Annotated in this window: 17 protein-coding genes and 4 pseudogenes; 7 read left to right on the top strand and 14 right to left on the bottom strand. The window is 52.0% G+C overall.

The window, feature by feature from the left end; all coding sequences use genetic code 11:
* Nucleotides 1-29: 29 nt before the first annotated feature.
* Nucleotides 30-965, bottom strand: a complete 936-nt coding sequence (mdh, locus tag AC3RPL_RS21900) for a malate dehydrogenase (protein WP_490741517.1) — start codon at nt 963-965, stop codon at nt 30-32.
* 439 nt (nt 966-1404) lie between these two features.
* Here mdh and argR point away from each other — a divergent pair, with 439 nt between their 5' ends.
* From argR to yhcN (AC3RPL_RS21885), 3 genes and pseudogenes are all read left to right on the top strand, one after another.
* Nucleotides 1405-1875 carry a transcriptional regulator ArgR gene (argR, locus tag AC3RPL_RS21895; RefSeq protein ID WP_034936680.1) on the top strand — a complete coding sequence of 157 codons (471 nt, stop codon included), beginning with the start codon at nt 1405-1407 and terminating at the stop codon, nt 1873-1875.
* A gap of 908 nt (nt 1876-2783) precedes the next feature.
* Complete coding sequence (gene yhcN / locus AC3RPL_RS21890) at nt 2784-3047, top strand: peroxide/acid stress response protein YhcN (protein WP_034936678.1); 264 nt, start codon at nt 2784-2786, stop codon at nt 3045-3047.
* 120 nt (nt 3048-3167) lie between these two features.
* Nucleotides 3168-3432: pseudogene (yhcN, locus tag AC3RPL_RS21885) on the top strand (peroxide/acid stress response protein YhcN).
* 91 nt (nt 3433-3523) lie between these two features.
* Here the strand turns inward: yhcN (AC3RPL_RS21885) and AC3RPL_RS21880 are convergent.
* The 5 genes and pseudogenes from AC3RPL_RS21880 to aaeX form a co-directional block, all read right to left on the bottom strand.
* A complete protein-coding gene (locus AC3RPL_RS21880; protein WP_034937359.1) occupies nt 3524-3793 on the bottom strand; it encodes a barstar family protein in 270 nt (89 codons plus the stop codon).
* A gap of 53 nt (nt 3794-3846) precedes the next feature.
* Nucleotides 3847-5298, bottom strand: coding sequence for an NAD-dependent succinate-semialdehyde dehydrogenase (locus tag AC3RPL_RS21875; protein ID WP_490741516.1), 1452 nt, complete (start codon nt 5296-5298; stop codon nt 3847-3849).
* A 120-nt stretch (nt 5299-5418) separates the two neighbouring features.
* A pseudogene (gene aaeB / locus AC3RPL_RS21870) lies at nt 5419-7377 on the bottom strand (p-hydroxybenzoic acid efflux pump subunit AaeB).
* 4 nt (nt 7378-7381) lie between these two features.
* Entirely contained in the window at nt 7382-8314 is a 933-nt protein-coding gene (gene aaeA / locus AC3RPL_RS21865) for a p-hydroxybenzoic acid efflux pump subunit AaeA (protein WP_261643814.1), read from the bottom strand.
* A 7-nt stretch (nt 8315-8321) separates the two neighbouring features.
* A pseudogene (aaeX, locus tag AC3RPL_RS21860) lies at nt 8322-8515 on the bottom strand (p-hydroxybenzoic acid efflux pump operon protein AaeX).
* A gap of 271 nt (nt 8516-8786) precedes the next feature.
* Here aaeX and aaeR point away from each other — a divergent pair.
* Entirely contained in the window at nt 8787-9704 is a 918-nt protein-coding gene (aaeR, locus tag AC3RPL_RS21855) for an HTH-type transcriptional activator AaeR (protein ID WP_034936662.1), read from the top strand.
* 33 nt (nt 9705-9737) lie between these two features.
* Here the strand turns inward: aaeR and tldD are convergent, their stop codons facing one another.
* From tldD to csrD, 8 genes and pseudogenes are all read right to left on the bottom strand, one after another.
* Nucleotides 9738-11183, bottom strand: a complete 1446-nt coding sequence (tldD, locus tag AC3RPL_RS21850) for a metalloprotease TldD (RefSeq protein WP_490741515.1) — start codon at nt 11181-11183, stop codon at nt 9738-9740.
* Between the two features lie 194 nt (nt 11184-11377).
* Nucleotides 11378-15178 (bottom strand): AsmA2 domain-containing protein YhdP, encoded by a 3801-nt coding sequence (gene yhdP / locus AC3RPL_RS21845; RefSeq protein ID WP_490741514.1) that lies wholly within the window; start codon nt 15176-15178, stop codon nt 11378-11380.
* Nucleotides 15179-15209: 31 nt separating this feature from the next.
* Nucleotides 15210-16679 (bottom strand): ribonuclease G, encoded by a 1470-nt coding sequence (gene rng / locus AC3RPL_RS21840; protein ID WP_490741513.1) that lies wholly within the window; start codon nt 16677-16679, stop codon nt 15210-15212.
* Nucleotides 16669-17265, bottom strand: a pseudogene (locus AC3RPL_RS21835) (Maf family protein). Before AC3RPL_RS21835 ends, rng begins: the two are co-directional and overlap by 11 nt.
* A gap of 8 nt (nt 17266-17273) precedes the next feature.
* Entirely contained in the window at nt 17274-17762 is a 489-nt protein-coding gene (mreD, locus tag AC3RPL_RS21830; RefSeq protein ID WP_034936653.1) for a rod shape-determining protein MreD, read from the bottom strand.
* Entirely contained in the window at nt 17759-18790 is a 1032-nt protein-coding gene (gene mreC, locus AC3RPL_RS21825) for a rod shape-determining protein MreC (protein ID WP_261643806.1), read from the bottom strand. Before mreC ends, mreD begins: the two co-directional genes overlap by 4 nt.
* Nucleotides 18791-18861: 71 nt before the next feature.
* Complete coding sequence (gene mreB / locus AC3RPL_RS21820) at nt 18862-19905, bottom strand: rod shape-determining protein MreB (protein ID WP_003855260.1); 1044 nt, start codon at nt 19903-19905, stop codon at nt 18862-18864.
* Nucleotides 19906-20217: 312 nt separating this feature from the next.
* Nucleotides 20218-22167, bottom strand: a complete 1950-nt coding sequence (gene csrD / locus AC3RPL_RS21815) for an RNase E specificity factor CsrD (RefSeq protein WP_490741512.1) — start codon at nt 22165-22167, stop codon at nt 20218-20220.
* 191 nt (nt 22168-22358) lie between these two features.
* On the opposite strand from csrD, the gene acuI reads away from it, so the two are divergent.
* The 3 genes from acuI (at nt 22359) to msrQ (ending at nt 25077) form a co-directional block, all read left to right on the top strand.
* Nucleotides 22359-23333 carry an acrylyl-CoA reductase (NADPH) gene (gene acuI, locus AC3RPL_RS21810; protein ID WP_490741511.1) on the top strand — a complete coding sequence of 325 codons (975 nt, stop codon included), beginning with the start codon at nt 22359-22361 and terminating at the stop codon, nt 23331-23333.
* Between the two features lie 140 nt (nt 23334-23473).
* Nucleotides 23474-24475 (top strand): protein-methionine-sulfoxide reductase catalytic subunit MsrP, encoded by a 1002-nt coding sequence (gene msrP / locus AC3RPL_RS21805; protein ID WP_490741510.1) that lies wholly within the window; start codon nt 23474-23476, stop codon nt 24473-24475.
* Nucleotides 24475-25077 carry a protein-methionine-sulfoxide reductase heme-binding subunit MsrQ gene (gene msrQ, locus AC3RPL_RS21800; protein ID WP_490741509.1) on the top strand — a complete coding sequence of 201 codons (603 nt, stop codon included), beginning with the start codon at nt 24475-24477 and terminating at the stop codon, nt 25075-25077. Before msrP ends, msrQ begins: the two co-directional genes overlap by 1 nt.
* The last annotated feature ends 45 nt before the right edge of the window (nt 25078-25122 follow it).

The raw sequence follows: 25122 nt of genomic DNA, 5'->3' as shown, positions 1-25122 counted from the left end.
GGCCAGAGTACATCTGGCCCGATGCCAACTTACTTCACGAAATCTTCGCCCAGCTTGATATCTTTTTTCAGCGTATCCAGCATCCCGTCCAGCGATTGCTGCTCATAAGCGCTCAGAGTACCCAGTGGTTTTCGTTCAACAATGCCATTTTTGCCGAGCAGCAGCGGCTGCGAGAAGAAACGAGCGTGCTCACCGTCCCCTTCAACATAAGCACATTCAACAACATTGCTCTCGCCACTCAGCGCTCGTACCAGCGCGAGGCCGAACTGAGCGGCAGCCTGGCCCATTGACAGTGTGGCTGAACCCCCACCCGCTTTCGCCTCTACCACTTCCGTGCCGGCATTCTGAATTCGCTTCGTCAGTTCTGCTACCTCGCGCTCGTTGAGGCTGATGCCGGGGATTTGCGACAATAGTGGCAAAATCGTCACGCCAGAGTGACCACCAACAACTGGTACATTCAAATTTGCCGGATTTTTACCTTTCAGTTCAGCCACAAAAGTATTTGAGCGGATGATATCCAGAGTGGTAACACCGAACAGCTTGTTTTTATCGTAGACACCCGCTTTTTTCAGCACTTCTGCCGCAATGGCAACAGTGGTGTTGACCGGGTTAGTGATAATACCAATCAATGCCTTAGGGCAGGTGCTGGCGACCTGTTCAATCAGGTTACGAACGATACCCGCATTAACATTAAACAGATCAGACCGGTCCATGCCAGGTTTACGCGCCACGCCTGCTGATATCAACACCACATCAGCCCCCTGTAACGCCGGGGTGGCATCTTCACCACTAAAACCATTAATTTTCACTGCGGTAGGGATATGACTCAAATCGACGGCAACGCCGGGAGTAACAGGAGCAATATCATACAGGGAGAGTTCTGAACCTGCCGGAAGCTGTGTTTTCAGCAGAAGTGCGAGAGCCTGGCCAATACCGCCGGCTGCGCCGAGAACTGCAACTTTCATCTTTAACTCCTTATTATAGTAAACATTAATTGCCGGGGATCCATCTGGTTACGAACACAAACAACCTGAATGGTGGTGCTGAAAGAATTCATTCCGTATGACGTAAGGCGCAGCGCACCGAATGAAGTAAGGAGATTGCGCATTATGTCAGGAGGAAAGCACCGTTCATAGCAGCATGCAAACAACGCGCATTTTGGCGTTACATTACACCCACAGCACTTATCAATACAATATCAACTGTATAACATATCGTTCACTTTTCCAGCATTGTAAGGTCATGGCGCATAATTGTTTTTTGCCTTAAATTTTGTCAGACTGCCACTCCCGATGCTATGGATAGCAGCACATCAGTTCATGTTTGCATAAAAATTCACTTGATTGCATAATGATGCAGCACCTCGCCGGGAGTACCCTTTTTCTCATTTCTAGTGGATATCTCATGCGCAACCCTTCAAAACAAGAAGACCTGATCAAAGCCTTCAAGGCCCTGTTAAAAGAAGAAAAATTTAGTTCTCAGGGAGAAATTGTTACGGCACTGGTAGAACAGGGCTTTGAGAACATTAACCAGTCAAAAGTTTCACGCATGTTGACAAAATTTGGTGCCGTGCGTACGCGAAACGCAAAAATGGAAATGGTCTACTGTCTGCCAGCGGAGTTGGGCGTACCAACCACAACCAGCCCGCTTAAAAACCTGGTGCTGGATATTGATCACAACGATGCGCTGATTGTTATCCATACCAGTCCGGGGGCAGCACAGTTGATCGCCAGGATGCTGGATTCACTGGGTAAGCCGGAAGGTATCCTTGGCACAATTGCAGGTGACGATACAATATTTATCACCCCCGCACGCCATATTAATGTTCGTAAGTTACTTGATTCGATTCTTATTTTATTTGAACAAGAATTATAAGTCAGGGCGTAGTGAGCCGCTCATCATTTATTCAGGTATCATGTCTGCCGTTCTTTTAATTTAAATGTTGATATTTCAGGCAGGCACAAGCTTCATATTTAAGGCCAGAGCATTAAACTTATGCTTCGCGAAGACGCCCGTGATATATTCAGTCAGCCGCTGTAGAACAATGATTCAGCCAGCTTAACCGGTCATCACTGCACGGCGAAAGATATTCCAGTTCGGTGTTAAGATAATTTACTGTTGTTTTGTGACTGAGTAAATAATCAGCCAGATACTGTTATGCCACTTAATTATTTAGCTAATATTATTAGTCAATATACAGACCATTAGTATTTATTGTTGAAGGGATATTCTGTACGGCAATAATTGCGTTGCCTGTCCTTTTATTTAATATGCCGTGTGTCCCTCACCGTTCTCTTTTTGATTACAGTAGTTTCATCAATACAACCTCTCCTTCGCTCTCTGAAGGTTTTTGACGGAAACCATATCAGCTCATCTTTACAGTACTTATGATCTGTTAAGCAAACCCTGTGTGTACTGAAATCGGGGAATTCGCGTCCTGCCTCACTGGAATATGGTCAGACAAATGAAAATTTTTGGTGTCTCTGGTTGATAATCAGCCACCGGGAAAGATTAGCTAATAACATACCCCCAACAGTGAGTTGTTATGCGCACAAATGGCTAAGGTTTAATTTCCTCATTATTTACATGCAGTTAACAACGATGTACGGAGTAATAAGTTTTTATTATAACTAAAAGTTATTAAAAACACACCAATTGCTTATGTATCTTGATAAAATATTATTAGCAAGCTATTAATTTTTGTCGTTATCAGATCTATACTTCTTTCCGTGACGTAAATCACACTTCATAAAAAGATAAAAATCAATGACGAGGAAAAATTTATGAACATTAAAACTACCATCGCGACATTTAGCGTTCTCTCTGCTCTGTCTTTTGGCGCTCTGGCAGCTAATTCTGTTAATGCTGAACAGGCGCAAAATATGCAATCTCTGGGCACGATTAGCGTCAGTGGAGTCAGCGCCTCACCGATGGACATCCGCGCACAGCTGGATCAAAAAGCTGAAGCTCAGGGTGCCAGTGCTTATCGTGTAATTGAGGCTTACAACAACGGCAATTATCACGCCACCGCTGAGCTGTATAAATAATTGTTATTATTTCCGGCAATATTGACGTTGCATCTGTCCTGACAAAAATGGCAACCCCAAGAATAATAAAAGTTTCTTAGCCCTTTCGGTTGCCCCCCTTTTCTTTCTGGAGCATATATTATGAAATTCACAATCGCTGTACTCAGTCTGGCCTCTGTTCTTACTTTTGGTGCAAATGCAGCAAATCTGGTGACAACTCAGCAGGTAGAAAATGAAAATCTGCAATCTGTTGGCACAAATTAGTGTCAGCGGCATTGCTGGTGCCCCTACCGACATCCGTCAGCAGCTTTCACAAAAAGCAGACGAGCAGGGCGCAAAAGCTTATCGGGTCATTGAGGCTTACAATAACGGCAACTACCACGCTACCGCTGAATTGTATAAATAAGCGAGCAACGCCCCGACTCTTCCTCGTCAGCAGACCCGGTCTGTCTTTGACGGCCCTCTGGCCCCGCGATGCGGGGCTTTTTACGTTTGCCCTAGCGGATGTTGAAACGGAGCTTTCCTTCCAGCTCCTCCTCTGCCTCATCGAAGAGTAAAATCAATGCGCCGTATCGTCTTTTCTGTCCGCTGCCAAGATGGATAAACTCAATTTCCACAGGTAAGTGCATGAATTCCGAGGTAATGGCATCCCACAGACTGTCCAGATCGTTAACTTTTCCACCGGGCAGCGCAAAACGCTCACTGAACTGACGATAGAAATGCATCTGATCAACAATTTCGTCAAAATCAAAGATCTCTGTTCTCATACTGGCCGCTCCATAAGGCAAACGGTCAGGCAGCATTAACGCCACCCGGTGAGTTATAATCCCCCGATATGCAGGGCTTTCACTTCCATAAACTCTTCCAACCCCAACACCGACCTTTCACGGCCCAGCCCGGATTCCTTCACACCGCCAAACGGAGCCAGTTCTGTTGAAACAGCACATTCATTGATGCCGACCATTCCGCTCTCCAGAGCAGCAGCAACCCGAAAAACACGTTGCAGATTCTGCGTGTAGAAGTAGGCGGCCAGCCCAAACTCGGTATCGTTAGCCCGACGGATCACTTCATCTTCGTCATCAAAGCGGAAGCAGGCTGCCACTGGTCCAAATGTCTCTTCCTGCGACAGCTTCATTTTTTCGTTCGCCTCCGCGATTACCGTGGGTTGCCAGAAATTGCCCCCAAGCTTATGGGGCGCACCACCAACGAGAATTTTCCCGCCATTCGCTACGGCATCCTGCACATGTTCCGCCACTTTCTTCACCGCAAAGGCTTCAATCAGGGGGCCAACCACCACCCCTTCTTCTGTACCGTTACCCACTTTAAGTTTGCCCACCTCTTCAGCCAGCTGGTTAACAAACTGGTCATAGACGGCATTATGAACATAGAAGCGGTTAACGCTGACACAGACCTGCCCGGCATTACGAAACTTATTGGCAACCGCCCCTTTGACGGCAGCATCAATATCCGCATCATCAAACACGATGTAAGGTGCATTGCCCCCAAGCTCCATTGATACTTTCTTCATGGTGTCAGCGGCGTTACGCATCAGCAATTTTCCTACCTGAGTGGAACCGGTAAAGGAAATTTTTCTGACCGCCGGACTGTTCATAATTGTTTCGCTGATCGCCTGAGTATCACCGGCAACAGCGTTGAGTACCCCGTCCGGTACGCCCGCTTTTTTCGCCAGTGACAGCAGCGCGAAAGCCGAAAGTGGCGTGTTGTTAGCGGGCTTGATGATGCCGGTACAGCCCGCCGCAAGTGCAGGACCCAGCTTGCGGGTCAGCATCGCCATCGGAAAATTCCAAGGCGTGATGGCCGCAACCACACCTATCGGCTCACGGGTAGCGAGGATCCGCGAGCCCGGTTTTGCCGGAGGAATGATCTCTCCGTTGGCGCGTTTTGCCTGCTCAGCAAACCATTGAATAAAACTGGCGGCATATTCCACTTCGCCTTCAGCTTCTTTCACTGGTTTACCCTGCTCTGCGGTCATCAGCCTGCCCAGCCACGCTTTGTTTTCAATAATTAACTGATACCAGCGATAAAGAATTTCACTGCGCTCTTTTGCCGTTTTCGCCCGCCAGGCAGGAAACGCCTTAACAGCGGCATCAATGGCTTGTTTTGTCTCGCCTTTGCCTGCGCGGGCTACCTGAGCAATGACCTCGTTGGTGGCAGGATTCAGTACGTCAAAAGTCGCGGAGCAGTGTTGCCACTGCCCGCCCGCGAGATAGCCGGTCTGGAATAATTCGTTGTCCTGAAGGGAGTGACTCATTGTTTTCTCCTGCATTGTTTGCCCGATGCGGTAAGTATAGATGGCAGCCATGATGACTGTATGAATCCGCAGAACGGTGTCAGCAAAAGTTATGCTGACATCAGGATGATGAGTTATTCGTCAGATACGAATAAGGGTGTTCTGATATTTCTTCAGCATCGTGGCAAGCCGCTGTACCGGTTCGGTGACGCTGAGAGGCGCATCGTAATATCGCAATTTTTCCTGGTAGGTCTCCAGCTCAGCTAATAAGCGTTCAAAGTATTCACGTCGCTTGGCATCACTTCTGGCGGCTATCACATGGTCGGCGGTATGCCGAAGTTGCTTATGAAACGCAGAGAGATCGCCGTTAACTGGAATATCAGCATTACGCAGGCGCTGATGACCAATAATCAGCGTCAATGCAATACGAAATTTATCAACGTCGCCCGGAAACATGTTCAGCAGCATAAACAGCTGATGGTAGAGGGCTGGCAGATGGTTTTCGCGTCGCCGTGCCTGATTAGTGGTCATCGCCGACACCGCCGCGTACATAAAGCGATTAAGCAGCGTTCTGCCGGTACGGGCCTTACTGTTATCACGGATTAACAGAATCACCAATATTGCCAGAAAACAGCCGATGGCCTGACGAAGAGCGCTGTCGAGAAATGAACTAACTTTAAAGGTCATTGGATTATCAAGGGTAATAATATTGAGGGTCCCCACCAGTGCGCCAAGCGTACCAATCTGCCGACGCTGGATAAGGATCCCGCCAATAAAAGCCATCACCCCCAGTGCAATACATAGCAACAGCATACTTTGCTGGGTCGCAGGCATGATCACCATGTAATAAAGCGATCCCAGTGGAATCGCGACGATCATGCCGTAGAGAAAATCCTTTGCCATCATCAATGGATTCGGCATACGCATCGCCAGAGCGGTGATCACCGCGATCATCACCATCGCCCCGCTGCCAGACGTCCAGCCGCTCCACAGCCAGAACAGTGAACCGGTCGCCGTCGCGGCAAAGGTACGAAGCCCGTTGATCAGCGCATGACGCGATTCGGCGGAGCGCATTTTAACCACCGGTTCGGCAATAAGAATCTCTTCTTCAATACGGCTGATACTGCTGTTGGTATGAATACCTTTCAACAACAACAGATAACGCGTGGCTGCTCCCACCCAGTTGCCGATAGTCACCGGGGTATTTCTGCTGCCGCTGGCGGTGATAACCCTGCGCATGATTTTCATCCGCTTATGAATATCGCCGATGCTCCCTACCGGTTTCTCAAAGAACAGATGAAACTGCGGCGGAATATATTCCTGCCGGGTATTCTGAATCAGAAAGGTTTCACAGGCCTAGGTGATAAGGGTCAGCGACAGGGTGTTGAGCGCGCGCATACGCCGGTCGATCTTCTGCCAACGGCCCGACTCCATCATCAGATGGCTGCGCATCACATTCAGTGCAGTAGTACGCCGCACCAGTCCGGTCCAGACTTTATCCACCTCTTCTTTATCACCATGAGCCACGCAAAGCTGCATCAGCTTATACTGCTCCACCAGCAACGCGTCAATTTCACGATCGATATCCTGTTTAACTGAACGGGGGGAAAACAGCATATCGGCGAGGATAGCGCAAACAATGCCAATGATAATTTCGCTACAGCGTTCGACGGCAAACTGAGGGGCCAGCAAAACCGAGCCATTCGCGTTCACACTGACCACTATAATTAATGCGGTATACCCTGCCAGTCCCAGTGCATAGGAGTTTTCGACTTTAATCAGCGAAGAGAGCCAGACGCAGAAGCCCGCCCAGGTACAACACAATAACAGCATCAGCGCAGGCGCGCGGATAGTGGCAATCATGATTGCCAGAGCGGCAATACAACCAAGAAAGGTGCCAATAATACGCAACATACCGCGATGGCGTAATGCCCCGGAAAAAGGATCGCCACCGGCCGCAAACGCAGTCCCACCCGCCACAATACAGGCGGTCATCACCGCCCAGCGCGGCGTTTCCAGATTAAAGTGGAAACCAACCAGCAGCGCCAGCAGGATGGCAAAGGTCAGCTTGGCCGGGAATCGTAGACGATGCAGTTGCATGGGCTTAACCAAACTCACGCAGACGCTGCATTAACTTCATTAGCGGCGGCATCTGTTCAGGCTGACGGTCCTGTGCGCCGGTTACCACTACCGTTGCCGTGGTGCCCGCAGGGTAAAGATTGCCCTGTTGCTGATCAAGACGTATGCGAATCGGTACGCGTTGAGCAAGACGTACCCATTCAAGGTTAGAGTCAATTGTCGCCATACCCTTGCTGTCAACGGTGCTGCTGCTGTTAGTAACACCGGCAGCGATGCTGTCTACCGTACCGTGCAGCACCCGCGTACTTCCCAACGGGGTGATTTCCACCCTGAAGCCAGGGCGCACCCCATGCAGCTTGGTTTCTTCCATATAGGCCTGTACATAAAAAGTATGCTGCTGAACCAGCGCTACGGCGGTAGAACCTCGGGTGATAAATTCACCACGATAAACATTAAGATTGGTAACCCAGCCATCTGCCGGTGCTTTAACGACGGTACGATCCAGATCCAGTTTCGCCGTGTCGCGGGTGGCAACCGCCTTTGCCAGCTGATGTTCACTGGTCTGATAGTCATTATTTGCCTGGTCAATCGCCTCGCGGGACATGGCAGATACCCCCAGTTTATTGCGTCGGGAAGCCTCTCGCCGCTTCTCATTCAGCAACGCCTGGTAGTATGCGACATCCGCTTCAGCTTCATTGAGTGCCTGCTGATAGCGCGGCTGGTCGACAACAAAAAGCACCTGGTCTTTTTTTACCAGCTGATTATCCCGCACGCGCACATCAGAAATCAGGCCGCTGACATCCGGAGCAATTGCCACCACGTCAGCAGTAAATTTAGCGTCACGGGTCCAGGGTGACTCGGTGTAAAACACCCACGCCCTGAAAATAACGATAACAGCAAGAATGACCAGAATGATGGTGATGGCGAATCGGGAGATTTTTCTAGTTAGCGCTTTCACTGTGACCTCAGACAAACAATCGGGAAACCAGGTAGAACAGACAGCACCACAGTGCTGTATTAAACAATGCGGGGTGCCAGACCTCCCGGTAGGGGTCAGCAACCGACGCACCAACCAGAACAACATTAGTGACACAATAATTTCGAAAAATATGGGCGGGAACGAAAGCCCGAATATCACAATAACCGGGAGTACACTCATTTCTTATCCTTGTCAGTACCTGACCGGGCAACCTCTACGTCGAACGCAACTGCCCCTGTGACAGGGTGGCCGTTGGTTTACATGTTGATAATGGAATAACCGACTGGCCGTCTTACTCATCATCACGACGCCTGATGAATAATAGCGTAATCTGCACGGCTTTTTGATGTGTTGAGCAGCAAAGGATTTATCCGGACGCACTATAGTAACGCGGTTGACTATGTGTTATCTACTGAATGTGATCTAAATCACTTTTAAGCCAGGGTTAATAATGGAAAGACTTAAGGGGATGTCCGTTTTCGCGCGCGTCGTTGAATTGGGATCATTCACCGCAGCGGCCAGTCAGATGCAGATGAGCGTATCAGCCGTCAGTCAGATTGTCGCCAGACTGGAAAATGAGCTACAGGTTAAACTGTTAAACCGCAGCACCCGAAGTATCGGTCTGACTGAAGCAGGTAAAATCTACTATCAGGGCTGTCGCCGGATGTTGTCAGAGGCACAGCAGGTTCATGAGCAGCTCTGGGCTTTCAACAACACGCCGGTCGGCACGCTGCGGATCGGCAGCTCCTCAACCATGGCGCAGAATGTGCTGGCAACGATAACGGCAGAAATGTTGCGGGAGTATCCGGGACTGACGGTCAATCTGGTCACCGGTATACCGGCCCCGGACCTGATTGCCGACGGGCTGGATTTGGTGATCCGCGTGGGTGCTCTTCAGGATTCCAGTCTGTTCTCGCGGCGACTGGGGGCGATGCCAATGGTGGTTTGTGCGGCCAAAAGCTATCTCAGCCAATACGGAATGCCCGAAAAACCGGGCGATATCAGCAATTTTTCCTGGCTGGAATACAGTGTGCGGCCGGATAACGATTTTGAGTTAACCGCCCCTGAAGGCATCTCCACCCGCTTGTCGCCGAAGGGGCGCTTTGCCACCAATGATTCACAGACGTTGATCCGCTGGCTGGTTGCTGGCTGTGGTATTGCCTATGTGCCGCTGATGTGGGTAACAGATGAGATCAATGCCGGAAAAATCGAGATTTTGTTTGCCCACTACCATTCAACTCCCCGCCCGGTTTACGCAGTTTATACCCAGAAGGACAAACTGCCCCTTAAGGTGGAAGTGTGTATTAACTATCTGACTGAGTATTTTGACAAGGTTGCCGAGATATATCAGGAGTTTCGGGCAGGGTAAGCGGGGCGTCTGGCGCCCCGTGAAGACAACGGTTCAGGCTGTGCCGCCAACCGTCAGTTTATCCAGTTTAAGCGTTGGCTGGCCGACACCTACTGGCAGGCTCTGGCCTTCTTTACCGCAGACACCGACGCCTTTGTCCAGCGCAAGATCGTTACCCACCATGGAGATTTGCTGCATCGCTTCGATGCCGGAGCCAATCAGCGTCGCGCCTTTTACCGGTTTAGTCACTTTCCCTTTCTCAATCAGGTAAGCCTCTGAAGTGGAAAAGACAAATTTGCCGGAGGTGATATCGACCTGACCTCCGCCGAAATTCGGCGCGTATAAGCCATATTCCACGCTTTCAATAATGTCCTGCGGCGTGGATTTACCTGCCAGCATGTAGGTGTTGGTCATTCTGGGCATTGGCAGATGGGCATAAGACTCACGACGACCATTCCCCGTGGGGCTAACCCCCATCAGTCGGGCATTGAGCTTGTCCTGCATATAACCTTTCAAAACACCGTTTTCGATCAGTACGTTGTATTGTCCGGGCACACCTTCGTCGTCAATAGCCAGAGAGCCGCGCAGCCCGTCAAGAGTGCCATCATCGACAACGGTACAAAGTTCAGAGGCCACCTGTTGCCCAAGCTGCCCACTAAACACCGAAGTCCCACGCCGGTTGAAATCACCTTCCAGTCCATGTCCTACCGCTTCATGCAGCAGAACGCCGGGCCAGCCGGCCCCCAGCACCACCGGCAGCGTACCGGCCGGTGCGGCAACCGCGCTCAGATTAACCAACGCCATGCGAACGGCTTCCCGCGCCCAGGCTTCAGCCCGAATTTCTCCTGATTCGTCAGCCAAGAAGAATTCATAGCCGAAACGGCCACCGCCACCGCTGGAACCCCGCTCACGCTTACCGTCTTCTTCTACCTGAACACTGACTGAGAGCCGGACCAGCGGACGGACATCTGCCGCCAGCGTACCGTCGGTCGCAGCGACCAGCACCATCTCATAAACGCCACTGAGGCTGGCACTCACTTCCTGTACTCGCTTATCAGCCGCACGGGCCGCAGTATCGACCCGATGCAACAGCGCAATTTTCTCTTCGCGGGAAAGGCTTTGTAATGGATCGACCGTCGAATAAAGTTGACGATTGATTACCGCCCCAAGCACATGTGACTTCCCGTCGCCCTGCTCACGCACGATGCTGCGGGCAGCATTCGCACTCTGGGTAAGGGCCGCCAGCGTTATCTGGTCGGCATAAGCGAAACCGGTTTTCTCGCCGCTGACGGCGCGAACACCGACTCCCTGATCAATATTCCATGAGCCGTCTTTAATAATGCGATCTTCCAGTACCCAGGATTCATGAAAGCTGGACTGAAAGTAAAGATCGGCATAGTCGAGCTTACGCTCAGACAGCTGACCAAGAAGGGAAAAGAGATTGGCTTGATTAATGTTGTTAGCAGTCAGTAACTGCTCACTTACCAGATTCAGACTCATGTATTCTCGCTCTGTTGGGAGGAGCCAGCCACAACTGGCAACGCACGCCTTTAGTCATACTGTTTCGGCTGGCACCAGGAAGCGTGAACTTCCTTACTGCCCACCCGCTCAGGATAATTGCACCCCGCAAACACGCCAGTAACATCGGGTATGACGGATATACAGCCTGCGGCAATTCTCCGTTGACGTCAAATTCACTTCGCACTCTTCTCACGTGGCTTACGCAGTACTTCATCAATTTTTGGTTTATCGATGGGACCGGAAATATGGTAGCGCAACACGGAAATCTTGTTCCACAGCGGCCCCAGCACTTTACTGGCGGCAAACACCGCTGCTCCCACCACCGGATTCACCGCAAAAGCTGCCGCTACGCCCACAGTGGCTGAAATTTCTGGCGCAACCACCGCTTCCATATTGAGTTCACGTCTGACCAGATCAATTTTTCCCTGCATAGCAATGTCAGCTTCAAGGCCATCCACCAGCAGATTATCAGTATGCATTACCCCTTTATCAATCCAGGCAGTACCGTTAATCGAGTCGTAATAGAACCCCTGACTGAAGGTATCAGTAAAATCGAGGCGTAACTTACGCAACAGCGCATCGACACTGACCAGACGCAGCAGCTGCGCGGCGCGCCCCGTATTCACATCGGCAATCTGACCAGCCCCCAGGTGGGATTTCAGTACCCCACTCAACGTGGATTCAGAAGGTTGCCAGGGTGTTGACTGCCAGTGCAGGTCGTAATTGATATCAAAAGGTGAATCCCGCAGCGGGGTACTCATGCCAAACCAGTCCACGGCGTCGTTAATTTTTTTCCCGCTCAGAACGCCTTTGACTGCCGTGCGCTGTGCTCCAGGGCGATTGACCCACTCTCCTGCCAGGGTCAGACGGGCGCTGCCGGTATCAACAAGACCATTTTGTAGCGTCAGCGTGTCGCCGCTGTGGGTCAGATTGCCCTGTATCCGCCCGAAATTCTGCCCCCGTAACCAACACTGTTCACAGGTGAGATTGAGCGCAGTCCAGCTGCGGAAATCAACTGAAGTCTCCGCTGGCGGCAGAGAAGAGGCATTTTCACCACTGGACCACTGTGGGTTGTAATAAAGATAGTTGAGATGCGCCAACCAGGCTGAATGCGCGTTCATCTGTAACTGCCCGGCAATCTCCTTCCCTGTTACCTTGTTCTGCATATCTCCGGCGACCGTCTGATTCACAGTGGCATTGAGGTCATGCCACTGCTGTCCGCCTAAGGTCAGTGCCGGCGTCCGCAGGGTGATTTCACCCGGTAACCAGGCGCGGCTTTTAGCACTCCGATCGCTGCCAGCTGCGCCTCCCAGCAGAGCAAGCCAGGCCTCTCCATCAAGCGGTGGCAGATTAAGGACCATGCCGTTCGATTCAGGTAATGCCGGGATACGGGAGGCATCGTTCTCCCAGATGCCCCGATCAACGCGCAGTTGCTTACCCAGCAGCCACTGGCTGTTAAAACGGTGACTGCCACCAACAACGCCACTCAGGTTAAAGGTATGTAGATTGCCTTTGGCGCTGATTTTAACCGGCAGAGCGGCTCCTTTTTTCTTCTCCAGCGGTTCTGGTAAGTGACTGCTTACATCCGTTAAGTCCCCGCTAAGGGTTACCTGATAGTCGGCTCCACCGCCGTGAGGCAGATTAACTGACACGTTACTTTGCCAACCTGCGCTGCCATTCAGTTTTTCGCGAACAGCAACAGGGACCACATTCATATCACCGGGTCGCCAGTTACCTTCTAAATCAACCCCGATCTGATAGTTTTTTTCACCTTCCTGAGTGTTAAAACTGACGTTGACCGGCTGACCAAACCAGCTGCCCGTAAGCGGCCCACTTTGCAGATTGCCATTGTCATAGGTAAAACGCCCGGCAAGCTGTTTAATCGTGCTGTTAAGCGGCTTTATAAACAGCTGATTGTTTTTGAGATTAACATCACCTGTGGCCCTGACCTGTTCACCATCAAGCGGGATATTAAGATGCAAGTGACCACTTACATCTCCACTAACCTGGAGTTCATCCAGTGCTGCACCCAGCGTATCCTTCAGCGGTGTCTGGTTGAAATAGCTGCCGACGTCCGTCCCTGCACCACTGATATCGCCATCAATGATCAGCTTTTCTTTCAGGTAGTCCGGAATCACTGCTGAAATATTTTTGCCCTGCACATCACCTAATCTGGTGCGTTCGGCTTTCATGAACAGCCCATCATTAACAAAGTCCAGGTTAATATCCTGGTTCTCAAGATCGGGCCAGCCAGGCTGGAACTGATAGGTTGCCTGTTTCAGAGGCACAAAGACCTGAAACAGCCCCTCGTTGTTTTTGAATGGGAACAAGTGCGGATTACCGGCAAAAATCAACGAGGCATTCTGCACCTGCCCCCCTTTAATCGCGCCACTAAGATAGTTAACCAGCGTGGTGCCCATCAGCGGCTCAGGAAAATAGCGCCAGGCATCTCCTGCGTCAGTGACGTTAATTCCAGCCAGAATATTCAGTACTGGCTCACTGTCTTCACTTTGTGACCAGTTGAAATCACCTCTGCCCCACAATGAACGTGCCCGAACGTCAAGGTTATGACCGGCCAGTTTCAGGTGATTAGCGTCGTATTGCCAGTTGAGCGCGCCGCTGGCCTGCTGGATTTCCAGCGGAGCACGAAACATGTCGCCGTAGGGCAGGCTGGCGTTTTTAAGCGTAAAGTCCAGCTGCCCGTCAGCCATACTGCCACTGGCAGAGCCATTGAGATGTTCCATGCCTGGCAACAGCTCCCAGTGCTGCCAGCCCAGATCTTTCCAGCGAGCCTGAAAGCGGCTTTTCTCCGGTTGCTGAACCGGAACATCCACTGCCAGCGACTGAATCTGTCCACGCGGTTGCAGGGAACGCCAGTTATCCAACAGCCCGGGAGACAATCTGGAAAAGAGCGGGATAAGCGCGTCCAGACGCTCCAGTTGCAGGTTCGTCGCACGAACACGCACTTCCTGCTGATGATCCGGGCCAGGCAACAGGCTGTCTTCCGGCAGCCACAACAGCGAAAACATGCCTTCAGGCCAGGGCTGTCCATCGGTAATAAGATTGGTTTGCGGCACGTCAACACGCCAGCCACCATTGAATCGGGCGATATGGGCAGTAAGAGGCTTGATGGTTAGCTGGTGGGATTGCTTATCACCCTGCCACTGGGCTTTCCCTTCAGAGAGTGCGATATCACCATCATAAATATCGCCCTCTTTCAGACTCAGCCAGCCAGCGAGGCTGAAACGGGCACTTTTCAGTGAGGTATTGTCGCGCATCCACTGCCCCAGCCAGGGTTTCAAATCGACATCATCTGCCCGCATCCATGCCCGGCCAGTATCCAGATAGCCGCTGGTATCACTGAGATCAAGACGAACCTGAACCACCCCATGTTGTCCCGTAAAGCTGGACAGGCTGACCAACCCCTCAGCCCGGTGACGATTTTTTTCATTCAACCAGGTGAGCTGTGGAATATCCAGCCTGGCCCGCTGACCGGAGGGCGTGACGAAACTTATCTGGCTCTCGCGCAGATCAAAATGGTCAAACTGGCGGAGGAAAAGATCGCTCAACTGGCCCGGCCTGAGTTGCATTTTATTGTTGCTCTCAGCAAACAGCGGGGTGTTGGTTTCCAGATTGAGGTTGTAAAAAACAAGATTGCGAAACTGCCAGCGAAAATGCAGTAGCGACTGCCAGACATCCAACGCCAGCGTCACCCGACCAACGTTCAGTTCACCCTGGTCATTTAAACCGATACGGATGTTTTTGATATCCAGTACCGGACCGAAGTTTTCCCATTTTCCGTTCAGCTCACTGAACTGCACCGGCACACCGGCCACCTGAGAAGCCCGCTGCTGAATGCTTTCGCGCCAGCTGTTCATGTGCGGCATGACCAGGCGCAGACCACTGACCAGCAACGCGATAATAACCACAATGCCTGTTGCAGTGAGTAGCAGGATCCCCGGCAATCGCCTCACAAACTTCTCCTTGCCTTGCGCCACTCCTGGATCACATCATAACCACGTCGAACTGCTCCTGAGTATAGAGCGGTTCGATTTGCACTTTCACCTGCTTACCAACGAAAATTTCCACTTCCGCCAGCGCATGGGACTCATCGGTTTTCAGCGCTTCCCCCACGGCAGGAGAAACATAAACCAGAAAGCGATCTGAATCATAAGCATGATGAACCCGGACAATTTCACGCATGATCTCATAGCAGACGGTTTCCACGGTTTTCAGCGTTCCACGACCTTTACAGACCGGGCAGTCCTGACAGAGGACATGTTCAATACTCTCCCGCGTGCGCTTGCGCGTCATCTCCACCAAACCCAGCGCTGAGAAACCACTGATCCCGGTTTTCACCCGATCTTTGCTCAATGCCTGTTCCAGGGAGTGCAGTACCCGCCGCCGGTGATCTTCATTATTCATATCAATAAAGTCGATAATGATAATTCCACCCAGATTGCGCAGCCGCAACTGACGGGCAATCGCCTGCGTCGCCTCGATATTGGTATTAAAGATGGTTTCGTCGAGATTACGATGACCAACAAACGCCCCGGTATTGATGTCAATGGTGGTCATCGCCTCGGTCTGGTCGATGATCAGATATCCGCCGGATTTCAGTTCAACTTTACGATCCAGGGAGCGCTGAATCTCATTCTCAACATCAAACAGATCAAAAACAGGCTGCCTGCCGGTATACAACTCCAGTCTTGCGGTCATCTCCGGGATATATTCACTGGTAAACTCCACCAGATGCTCATAAGTCAGTCGCGAGTCGATGCGGATACGATCCAACGCCGCGCCAGCAAAATCGCGTAAAATGCGTTGCGACAACGCGACTTCTCCGTACAAACGGCAGCGGGTCTGATTGCGTTTTTTACGCTCAATCACTTTGGTCCAAAGTCGCTTAAGGAAAGCCGCATCAGAGGCCAGCTCCCGCTCGCCAACGCCTTCAGCTGCCGTCCGGATGATATATCCACCCAGATCGTCGCAGTAAGATGCCACTACCGCCTTCAGACGCTCACGTTCAGTTTCACTTTCAATACGCTGCGATACACCAACATGCGAAGCACCCGGCATAAACACCAGATAGCGGGATGGCAGAGTGATGTCGGTGGTCAGCCTGGCACCTTTGATGCCCAGCGGATCTTTTACCACCTGTACCATCAGGTCCTGCCCCTGACGCACCAGTTCGGAGATATCACGCACGGAAAAATTTTTTCGCTCATCGCCAGCCACGCATTCGGTATGCGGCACGATATCTGATGCATGCAAAAACGCGGCCTTCTCGAGGCCAATATCAACAAAAGCAGCCTGCATTCCGGGCAACACCCGGCTTACCCGGCCTTTATAGATGTTGCCGACAATGCCTCTGCGCGCTTCGCGCTCGATATGGATTTCCTGCAAAATACCGCCATCGATTAAAGCAACGCGCGTTTCAGATGGGGTGATGTTAACCAGCAATTCAGCGGTCATGATGTTCTTCCTTCACCTCACGCAGCGACTGGAAATGGCTGAAAAGCTCCGCCGTTTCAACCAGAGGAAGTCCAACCACCGCGTGATAGCTTCCGTTAATTTTTCTGACGAAGTTTCCGCCGTACCCCTGGATGCCATAAGCACCCGCCTTATCCATGGGCTCACCGCTGGCGACATAGCGGGCAATGTCTTCGCCAGACAGTGTCCGGAATGTCACCTCGGTAATAACCAGACAATCCAGTAAGTGCTGACGGTCTGCCAGCGCCACGGCCGTCATCACCAGATGCGTCTGGCCCGAAAGTTTAGCTAACATTTCGACGGCTGCCTGCTCGTCTGCCGGTTTTTCCAGTACGTCGTTGTTCAGCACTACAATGGTGTCCGCCCCCAGCACCGGCAAATCGTACTCTGCGACGGCTACGCCAGCCCGTGCTTTTTCACGCGCAAGACGTCAGACATAGACTTCAGCGGGTTCATCAGGACGTTTTGTTTCTTCGATTTGCGTACTCAGTGGCGCGAAACAGAAGCCAAGCTGCGTTAACAATTCACGGCGGCGAGGAGAACCGGAGGCCAGATAGAGGGAAACCATAGTCTTCCTTATTGAACAGCAAACTGACGGCGAATTTTTCTCATCAGCAAGAACAGCCAGGGCCACAGAATACCGTCTATTAAGCTGCTCCAGAAAATTTCTGGTCGGAACGAGACATTAATCACTAAAAACTGGGCCCAGAAAACGATGACATCCATTGCCAGCGACAGAACCATCACCATCAACGCCTGCTGCCAGAGCGCCAGATTGCGAAACAGCTGAAATTTGAAGGCCACAAGATAGGCAACAATGCTGAATGCCAGCGCCCGCACACCCAGCGTGGAGCCTGAGATCAGATCCATTATAGAACCCATCAGGAAGCCCGTACCAACATTCACACGGTGTGGTAACGCCAGCACCCAGTAAATCAATATGAGTAGCAACCATGATGGCCTGAACATAAACAGCTGGTCAGGCCAGGGCATGATTTGCAGCACCAGTGCAACCAGGAATGACAGCCAGATAACCCAACGCCCGTGGCTGCGATAACTGGTCAAGGCTGGCCTCTGCGAGACGCTGGCGCGGACTGGGCGGTAGCCGGAGCCGCACCTGCGCTGGAAGGATTCACTGTGGCAGAGTTTTCAGGTGCCGGTGGTCCCATGATTTCACTGGCAGCAGGCAGAACCTGCGGCATCATCTGCATCAGACGTTCGTTGGCCACGCGATGCACCTCATTTGGTGCCAGTGCTGGCATGGTGCCATTACGATCGGCCCCCCACAGCAGCAGCAGGTAGCGCAGGCGCTGTAAACCCGCGGTGGGACGTGCCTGAATCACGGTATAAGCACGTTGCGTGTCCAGCTTAACGCTGGATACCACGCCGACGGGATAGCCTTCCGGGAAACGCCCACCAAGGCCAGAGGTAACCAGCACATCTCCCGGGCGAATATCGGTGTTTCCTGGCAGATGCTCCAGCTGAAGATCTTCCGCACAGCCATTGCCCGCAGCAATCACACGAATGTCGTTGCGCAGCACCTGGATAGGTAACGCATGGGAGGAGTCACAAATCAGCATAACCCGACTGGTAATTTTACCCACGGCAACCACCTGCCCTACCACCCCTTTATCGCTGATGACCGGCTGACCTTCATACACACCGTTCAGACTGCCTTTGTCGATCACGACCTGATCGGTATAAGGGTCGGTGCCAGTGGAGATAACCTGCGTCACCATTTTGTGCTCGTCCTGACGTAACGGTGAACCCAGTAATTCGCGCAGCCGGGCATTCTCCTGCTTGAATTGCCCTGTCAGCAGCAGTTCACTGTTTTTCAACATCAGTTCACGATGTAACGCTTTGTTTTCCAACTCAAGCTGCTGGCGTGAGGCCAGTGTTTCAGAAACACTGTCCAGAACCTGACGTGGCCCATTGGCAAGAAAATAGAAAGGACTGACCGCCGTATCCATATAAGTGCGAATCTGGCTGAAAGCGCCCAGCCGGCTGTCGGCGATAATTACTGCTATCGCCACCACAACCGCTAAAAACAAACGTAGTTGCAGAGAAGGGCCTCTGCTGAAGATCGGCTTCATAAATTCGGCGTATTCCTCGACATCTTAAAAAAGGAGCGCAGAGAGGTGATTCCACACTCCTTTGTGGCAGATTATTCTTCGCTGAACAAATCGCCGCCGTGCATGTCGATCATTTCCAGGGCTTTTCCGCCACCGCGCGCCACACAGGTCAACGGATCTTCTGCCACCACAACCGGGATCCCGGTCTCTTCCATCAGCAGGCGATCCAGGTTACGCAGTAATGCACCGCCACCGGTCAACACCATGCCGCGTTCAGAGATATCAGATGCCAGTTCTGGCGGGCACTGTTCCAGCGCCACCATCACCGCGCTGACGATACCGGTCAACGGCTCCTGAAGAGCTTCGAGAATTTCATTGGAGTTCAGCGTAAAACCACGAGGCACACCTTCCGCCAGGTTTCGGCCGCGTACTTCAATTTCACGCACTTCGTCGCCTGGGTAAGCCGAGCCAATTTCGTGCTTAATTCGTTCCGCGGTCGCTTCGCCAATCAGTGAGCCATAGTTGCGGCGCACGTAATTGATAATGGCCTCATCAAAACGATCGCCACCAATTCGCACAGAGGAGGAATAAACCACGCCGTTGAGGGAGATGACCGCCACTTCAGTCGTGCCGCCACCAATATCCACCACCATCGAACCTGTTGCTTCAGATACCGGCAGACCGGCACCAATCGCTGCGGCCATCGGTTCTTCAATCAGGAACACTTCACGTGCGCCAGCACCCTGGGCTGATTCACGAATTGCACGGCGCTCAACCTGAGTGGCACCAACGGGTACACATACCAGCACACGCGGGCTTGGACGCATGAAGCTGTTGCTGTGAACCTGCTTAATAAAGTGCTGGAGCATTTTTTCAGTGACGAAAAAATCAGCGATCACACCATCTTTCATTGGACGGATAGCGGCAATATTGCCTGGAGTACGGCCCAGCATCTGTTTGGCGTCATGACCGACAGCCGCTACACTTTTTGGGGAACCGGCACGATCCTGACGGATAGCAACAACGGAGGGCTCATTAAGAACAATGCCCTGTCCTTTCACATAAATGAGGGTATTGGCTGTACCCAGGTCGATGGACAAGTCGTTGGAAAACATGCCTCGGAATTTTTTAAACATACTGAAGGATAATCCTGCTAGCTGGGGGCGGATGATAAAATCCGCTTACTTTACCAACCACACGAAGCAGCGACAAGGCGCAAAAACAGTCTGCTTCGGTGAAAAATCACGCTGTGTCCCGCTTCATTTACCGGTCCACTGAGAGCAATAAAAGCACCTGAATTCAGGCTCCCTGCTCCGACATTAAGGCCGATATACGAACACAACGCACACAAAATCTTACATTCCCCGGTCTTACTGGTTGACCCGGTTAATCATTGCCGGCACCACAGCCGCGCGGCTATTCTACGTGAAATCCAGCTTAACGGCAGACTAAACTCTGTATCTTTGCGAAAATTTTTTAACATCACTGTTAAGAAGTTCAGAAGGAGCAAAATAATCGCCCTGACCGCCTTCAACGCCCAGTTCAGCCAGCGTCTGCCATTGCGCCCCCGTCTTGACGCCTGCGGCAAAAACCCGCGTTGTCGTTCCTTTACAACTCTCCAGCAGGCTTTGCACAAAAAGCTGGTTTTCAGTACGCCGTTCGATATTACGAACCAGCCCCGGATGCAACTTAATCAGTTCCACCTCATACTGCGTAATGTAGCCAGTGCTGACTACCGTTAGTCCCGCCTGACTTATCGCAATTCGACAACCAAATCCTTTCAGCAAACGAAAAGCACTCCCCAGGCGATTGATGTGTTGACAAACATCAGCTTCCGCAAGTTCAAATAAAATGCAATTTCTTTGCGATTTAGTGTATTGCAGCAGCATATCGCGTAGCCAACACTGAAAAGGGCGTTGTAACAGTGAGTCTGGAGTTAATGGAATGGCCAGTGTCTCACCAGGCCAGAGTGGCAACAGCGCCAGAATACGGCTAACCAGCTGGCGGTCGTAGCCCTCCGCCATGCCCAACTGCTGAACAAAGGGCAAATATTCGGCCGATGACACTTCTTTTTCGCCGTCAAAGATTCGGGGCATCATTTCGCGATGGTGGACGTCACCTTTACAGGTGACCGCGGGTTTTTGGTATAAACGTGGTCCCCCACGCTGGAGCGTATTCTCCAGCAACGTTCGCCACTTCACACTCCCCCGGCTGCGATCCTGCTGGGGGACTTCGCCCACCGACCAGTTATTTCCGCCTGAAAGGGTCGCATGGCGCGTCGCCAGCTCCACACTTTCCATTACCTGTTGCGTGCTCTGACCGCTGTGCCAGCCGCTGATACCGATATGAATCATGTCCTCGCGGTCCAACATTCGCGTTGGCGGCAATGCATCCACCGCATGGATCAGCTGCGAGGCGATGCCGTCGGCATCTTTCAGACTACGGTGTGGCAGTAATACGGCAAAATCGCTGCGAAAATAGCGCGCCAACAGCGCACCGGGGTAGCGCATGACAAATGTGGAAAGCAGATTGACCAAATCAAAAAGGTAGTCTTTGGTCTGGCTGTTCCCCCAGTTATCTCGCAGGGTGTCAAAATCGGGCAGGCGAATCATCATCACCATACCGTGCGCGCCGGCACCTTCAGTGTCTTCCAGCATAGTGGACAGCTGGTTATCGAAGAACATACGGTTATTCAGCCCGGTTTTTGCGTCTTTAGCGGCAAAAGCGCGAATCAGCGTATCAATACGGTTGCGCTGTTCGCCAGCTTCTTGCAGATCTGCTAACAGCAGATCGATAGCACTGCTGGCTTTCGGAGGCCATTCATGTACGCTGCCCTGACGTACAGAGCCTCTCTCCCCTTTCAGCACCAGGCTGGCACGCGACTCCAGATGCTCCATCCCCTGCAGCTGGTTGTACAGCCAGCGGTGGGTCACCAACAGAATCAGAATCAGGCTGCTGACGATAAAAATAACGATGGTAAAAATGGAGGCACCGACGAAAGAGCTGAGCCATGTTTTCGTGGTATCGACCCAGACAATCTGAAGTGTAAAGCCGGAATGCTGCTCAAGCCTGATTTCCGTCTGACGATATTTGTTCGGCTCATCCTCTATCACCGCATCCTGATGGTGAGCAAACTCCAGACGTTTCTGGCCGTTTTCAAGGAAAGTAACCCGGAGGATTTGCAGTGGCCCCATTACCTGAGGTAGCCAGGCAACCATCTGCTCGGGTGTTTCAGCCACCAGGGCGGCATCAATATCTTCCGCCATAGTCTGCAATCGGTGCTCAGCACGTTGATCGCTGAGGTAGAAGAAGCTGATTACACAGCCCACCAGCGTCAGTAACATCGCCAGCGCACTGAGAAGCGTAATCATTGCTGAAAGTTTTGTGGTTAATCGCATCCCTGTGCTCTTGGACAGTTAAAGAGAGTTCATTAATCGCTGAAACAACTTAATGACCAATACCTGCGGGTGAAAATAACATATCCTCATATACTATTTCGTCACAGATTTCAGAATAGTGATACGTGTCAGGAGTATAGTGTGCTCAGATTTTAATTATACTCTCAGGTGCTATTTTTCAGGAGATTCTCATGCAAGCTCTTGTTATTGAACAGACTGAAGGAAAAACTCTTGCGTCCGTGAAAACGCTGAACGCCGATACGCTCCCGCCGGGCGATGTGCTGGTTGATATCGACTGGTCGAGCATTAATTACAAAGATGCCATGGCGATCACCGGTCAGGGGAAAATTATCCGCCAGTTCCCGATGATTCCGGGGATCGATTTCGCCGGTAAGGTTCATCACAGCGATGATAACCGCTTTCACGTCGGACAAAATGTGCTGCTGACCGGATGGGGCGTCGGAGAGAATCACTGGGGTGGACTAGCGGAACAGGCCCGGGTGAAAGCCGACTGGCTGGTCCCCTTGCCGGAGGGGCTTGATGGCCGTAAGGCCATGATTATCGGTACCGCAGGCCTGACCGCCATGCTCTGCGTCATGGCGTTGGAAGAAGGGGGAATTACGCCCGACAGCGGGGAAGTGGTGGTCACCGGGGCCAGCGGCGGCGTCGGAAGTACTGCCGTGGCACTACTGAGCGCACTTGGCTACCGGGTTGCTGCGGTCAGTGGCCGCGCCTCCACCCATGATTACCTGCGCCAGCTGGGGGCGGGTGAAATTCTGCCTCGCAGTGCTTTCAGCGATTCTCGTCCGCTGGAAAAACAGCGCTGGGCGGGTGCTGTAGATACCGTTGGCGATAAGGTGCTGGCCAGCGTACTGGCGCAGATGAACTATTCCGGGGTGGTGGCGGCCTGCGGTCTGGCGGGTGGATTCGCGCTCCCGGCAACGGTAATGCCTTTTATTTTGCGCAATGTACGTCTGCAAGGGGTGGACTCTGTTAATGCCCCAATGCCTCGCCGGGTTGAGGCCTGGCAAAGACTGAGCGCTGTCCTGCCAGAGACTTTTTACCAACTGGCTACCCGTGAAGTCTCGCTGGCTGAAGCGGCTGAAAGCGCGCTGAAGCTTATCAACAACGATGCAACTGGCCGGATGCTGGTTAAAATCCGCTAACTCTTCGCCTCTGCCACTGGCAGGGGCGATCTTCCCTCTCCTTAAACAAACGCCACTTTTTTTGCTGCCTGACCTGGCTGAATGTCCGCTCTTTGCGCATGCTGAAAGCTGCAAAGAAGCAATTTGTGGAGAAAAACCTGATGAAGTCTGTCAATAAGCTGACTGAAAACGATGTCACCCCAGAAAGCGTTTTTAACGCCCAACGCCGGCAAATCCTGAAAGCGCTGGGAATCAGTGCCGCATCCCTCTCTTTTCCTTCTGCTCAGGCCGGTGTGCTGTCATGGTTCAAAGGAAACGATCGTCCGAAGGCGGCCTCCGGCAAATCACTCAACTTTTCCAGTCCCGCACAGTATCAGGCTACATTGCCGCTGACACCGGAAGATAAAGTCACGGGCTACAACAATTTTTACGAATTTGGACTGGATAAGGCAGACCCGGCAGCCAATGCCGGTACGTTGAAAACCCGCGACTGGAAAATTGAGATCACAGGAGAAGTTGCGAAGCCTTTAACGCTGAATATGGACGATATTTACCAACGCTTTCCGCTGGAGCAGCGCATCTATCGCATGCGCTGCGTGGAAGCCTGGTCAATGGTCGTACCCTGGATTGGTTTCGAACTTGGACAATTGCTGCGGGCAGCCGAACCCACCAGCAATGCGCGCTATGTCGCCTTCCAGACTGTTTATGCTCCGGATGAGATGCCAGGCCAGAAAGATCGCTTTATTGGCGGCGGGATTGATTACCCCTACGTCGAAGGCTTACGTCTGGACGAGGCAATGCATCCCCTCACCCTGCTGACCACCGGGGTTTATGGCAAAGCGCTGCCGCCGCAAAATGGCGCACCAATCCGCCTTACCGTGCCCTGGAAATATGGCTTTAAGGGGATTAAATCTATCGTCAAAATCACGCTGGTAAAGGATATGCCACCCACCACCTGGAACCAGCTGGCGGCTAATGAGTATGGATTCTATGGCAACGTCAACCCACATGTTGATCATCCACGCTGGTCGCAGGCGACAGAGCGTTTTATCGGCGCGGGCGGCATCCTGGATGTGAAACGCCAGCCCACACTGCTGTTTAATGGCTATGCACAACAGGTTGCTTCGCTCTATCACGGTCTGGATCTGCGGGAGAATTTCTGATGTATCGCCTGACCGTTAAACAGATTACCGGCCTGAAAATTGTGCTTCATCTGGCGGGCTTTTTACCGCTCTTCTGGCTGTTCTTTGCCATCGATCAGAACATGCTCAGCGCCGATCCGGCAAAAGATATCCAGCATTTTACCGGCAGAATGGCACTAAAATTTCTGCTGGGCACCCTGTTAGTGACGCCGCTGGCCCGCTACGGAAAACAGCCGTTGCTCATCCGTGTTCGCCGCCTGCTCGGGCTGTGGTGCTTTGCCTGGGCCACACTGCATCTGCTCAGCTATTCTCTGCTGGAGCTTGGCATCAGTAATCTTGCTTTGCTCGGCTCGGAACTGGTTACACGTCCCTATCTGACACTGGGTATCATCAGCTGGTTCATTTTGTTATTACTGGCCCTGACCTCCTTCCGGCAGGCACAAATAAAGCTGGGCAAACGCTGGCAAACATTACACAGCACGCTGTACATTGTGCTGATTCTCGCCCCCATTCATTATCTCTGGTCGGTTAAGATCTTCTCTCCTCAGCCGTGGATTTACGCCACCATTGCTTTCATCCTGCTGGCATGGAGATATAAAAAGTTTCGGCAGTGGTGGCGCTAAGGTCATCAGGACGAATTCTGTTGTATGCCGCGATGGTGCTACCCA

The organism is Erwinia papayae, from assembly GCF_058241465.1.
This window is presented reverse-complemented; position numbering and strand designations above follow the sequence as displayed.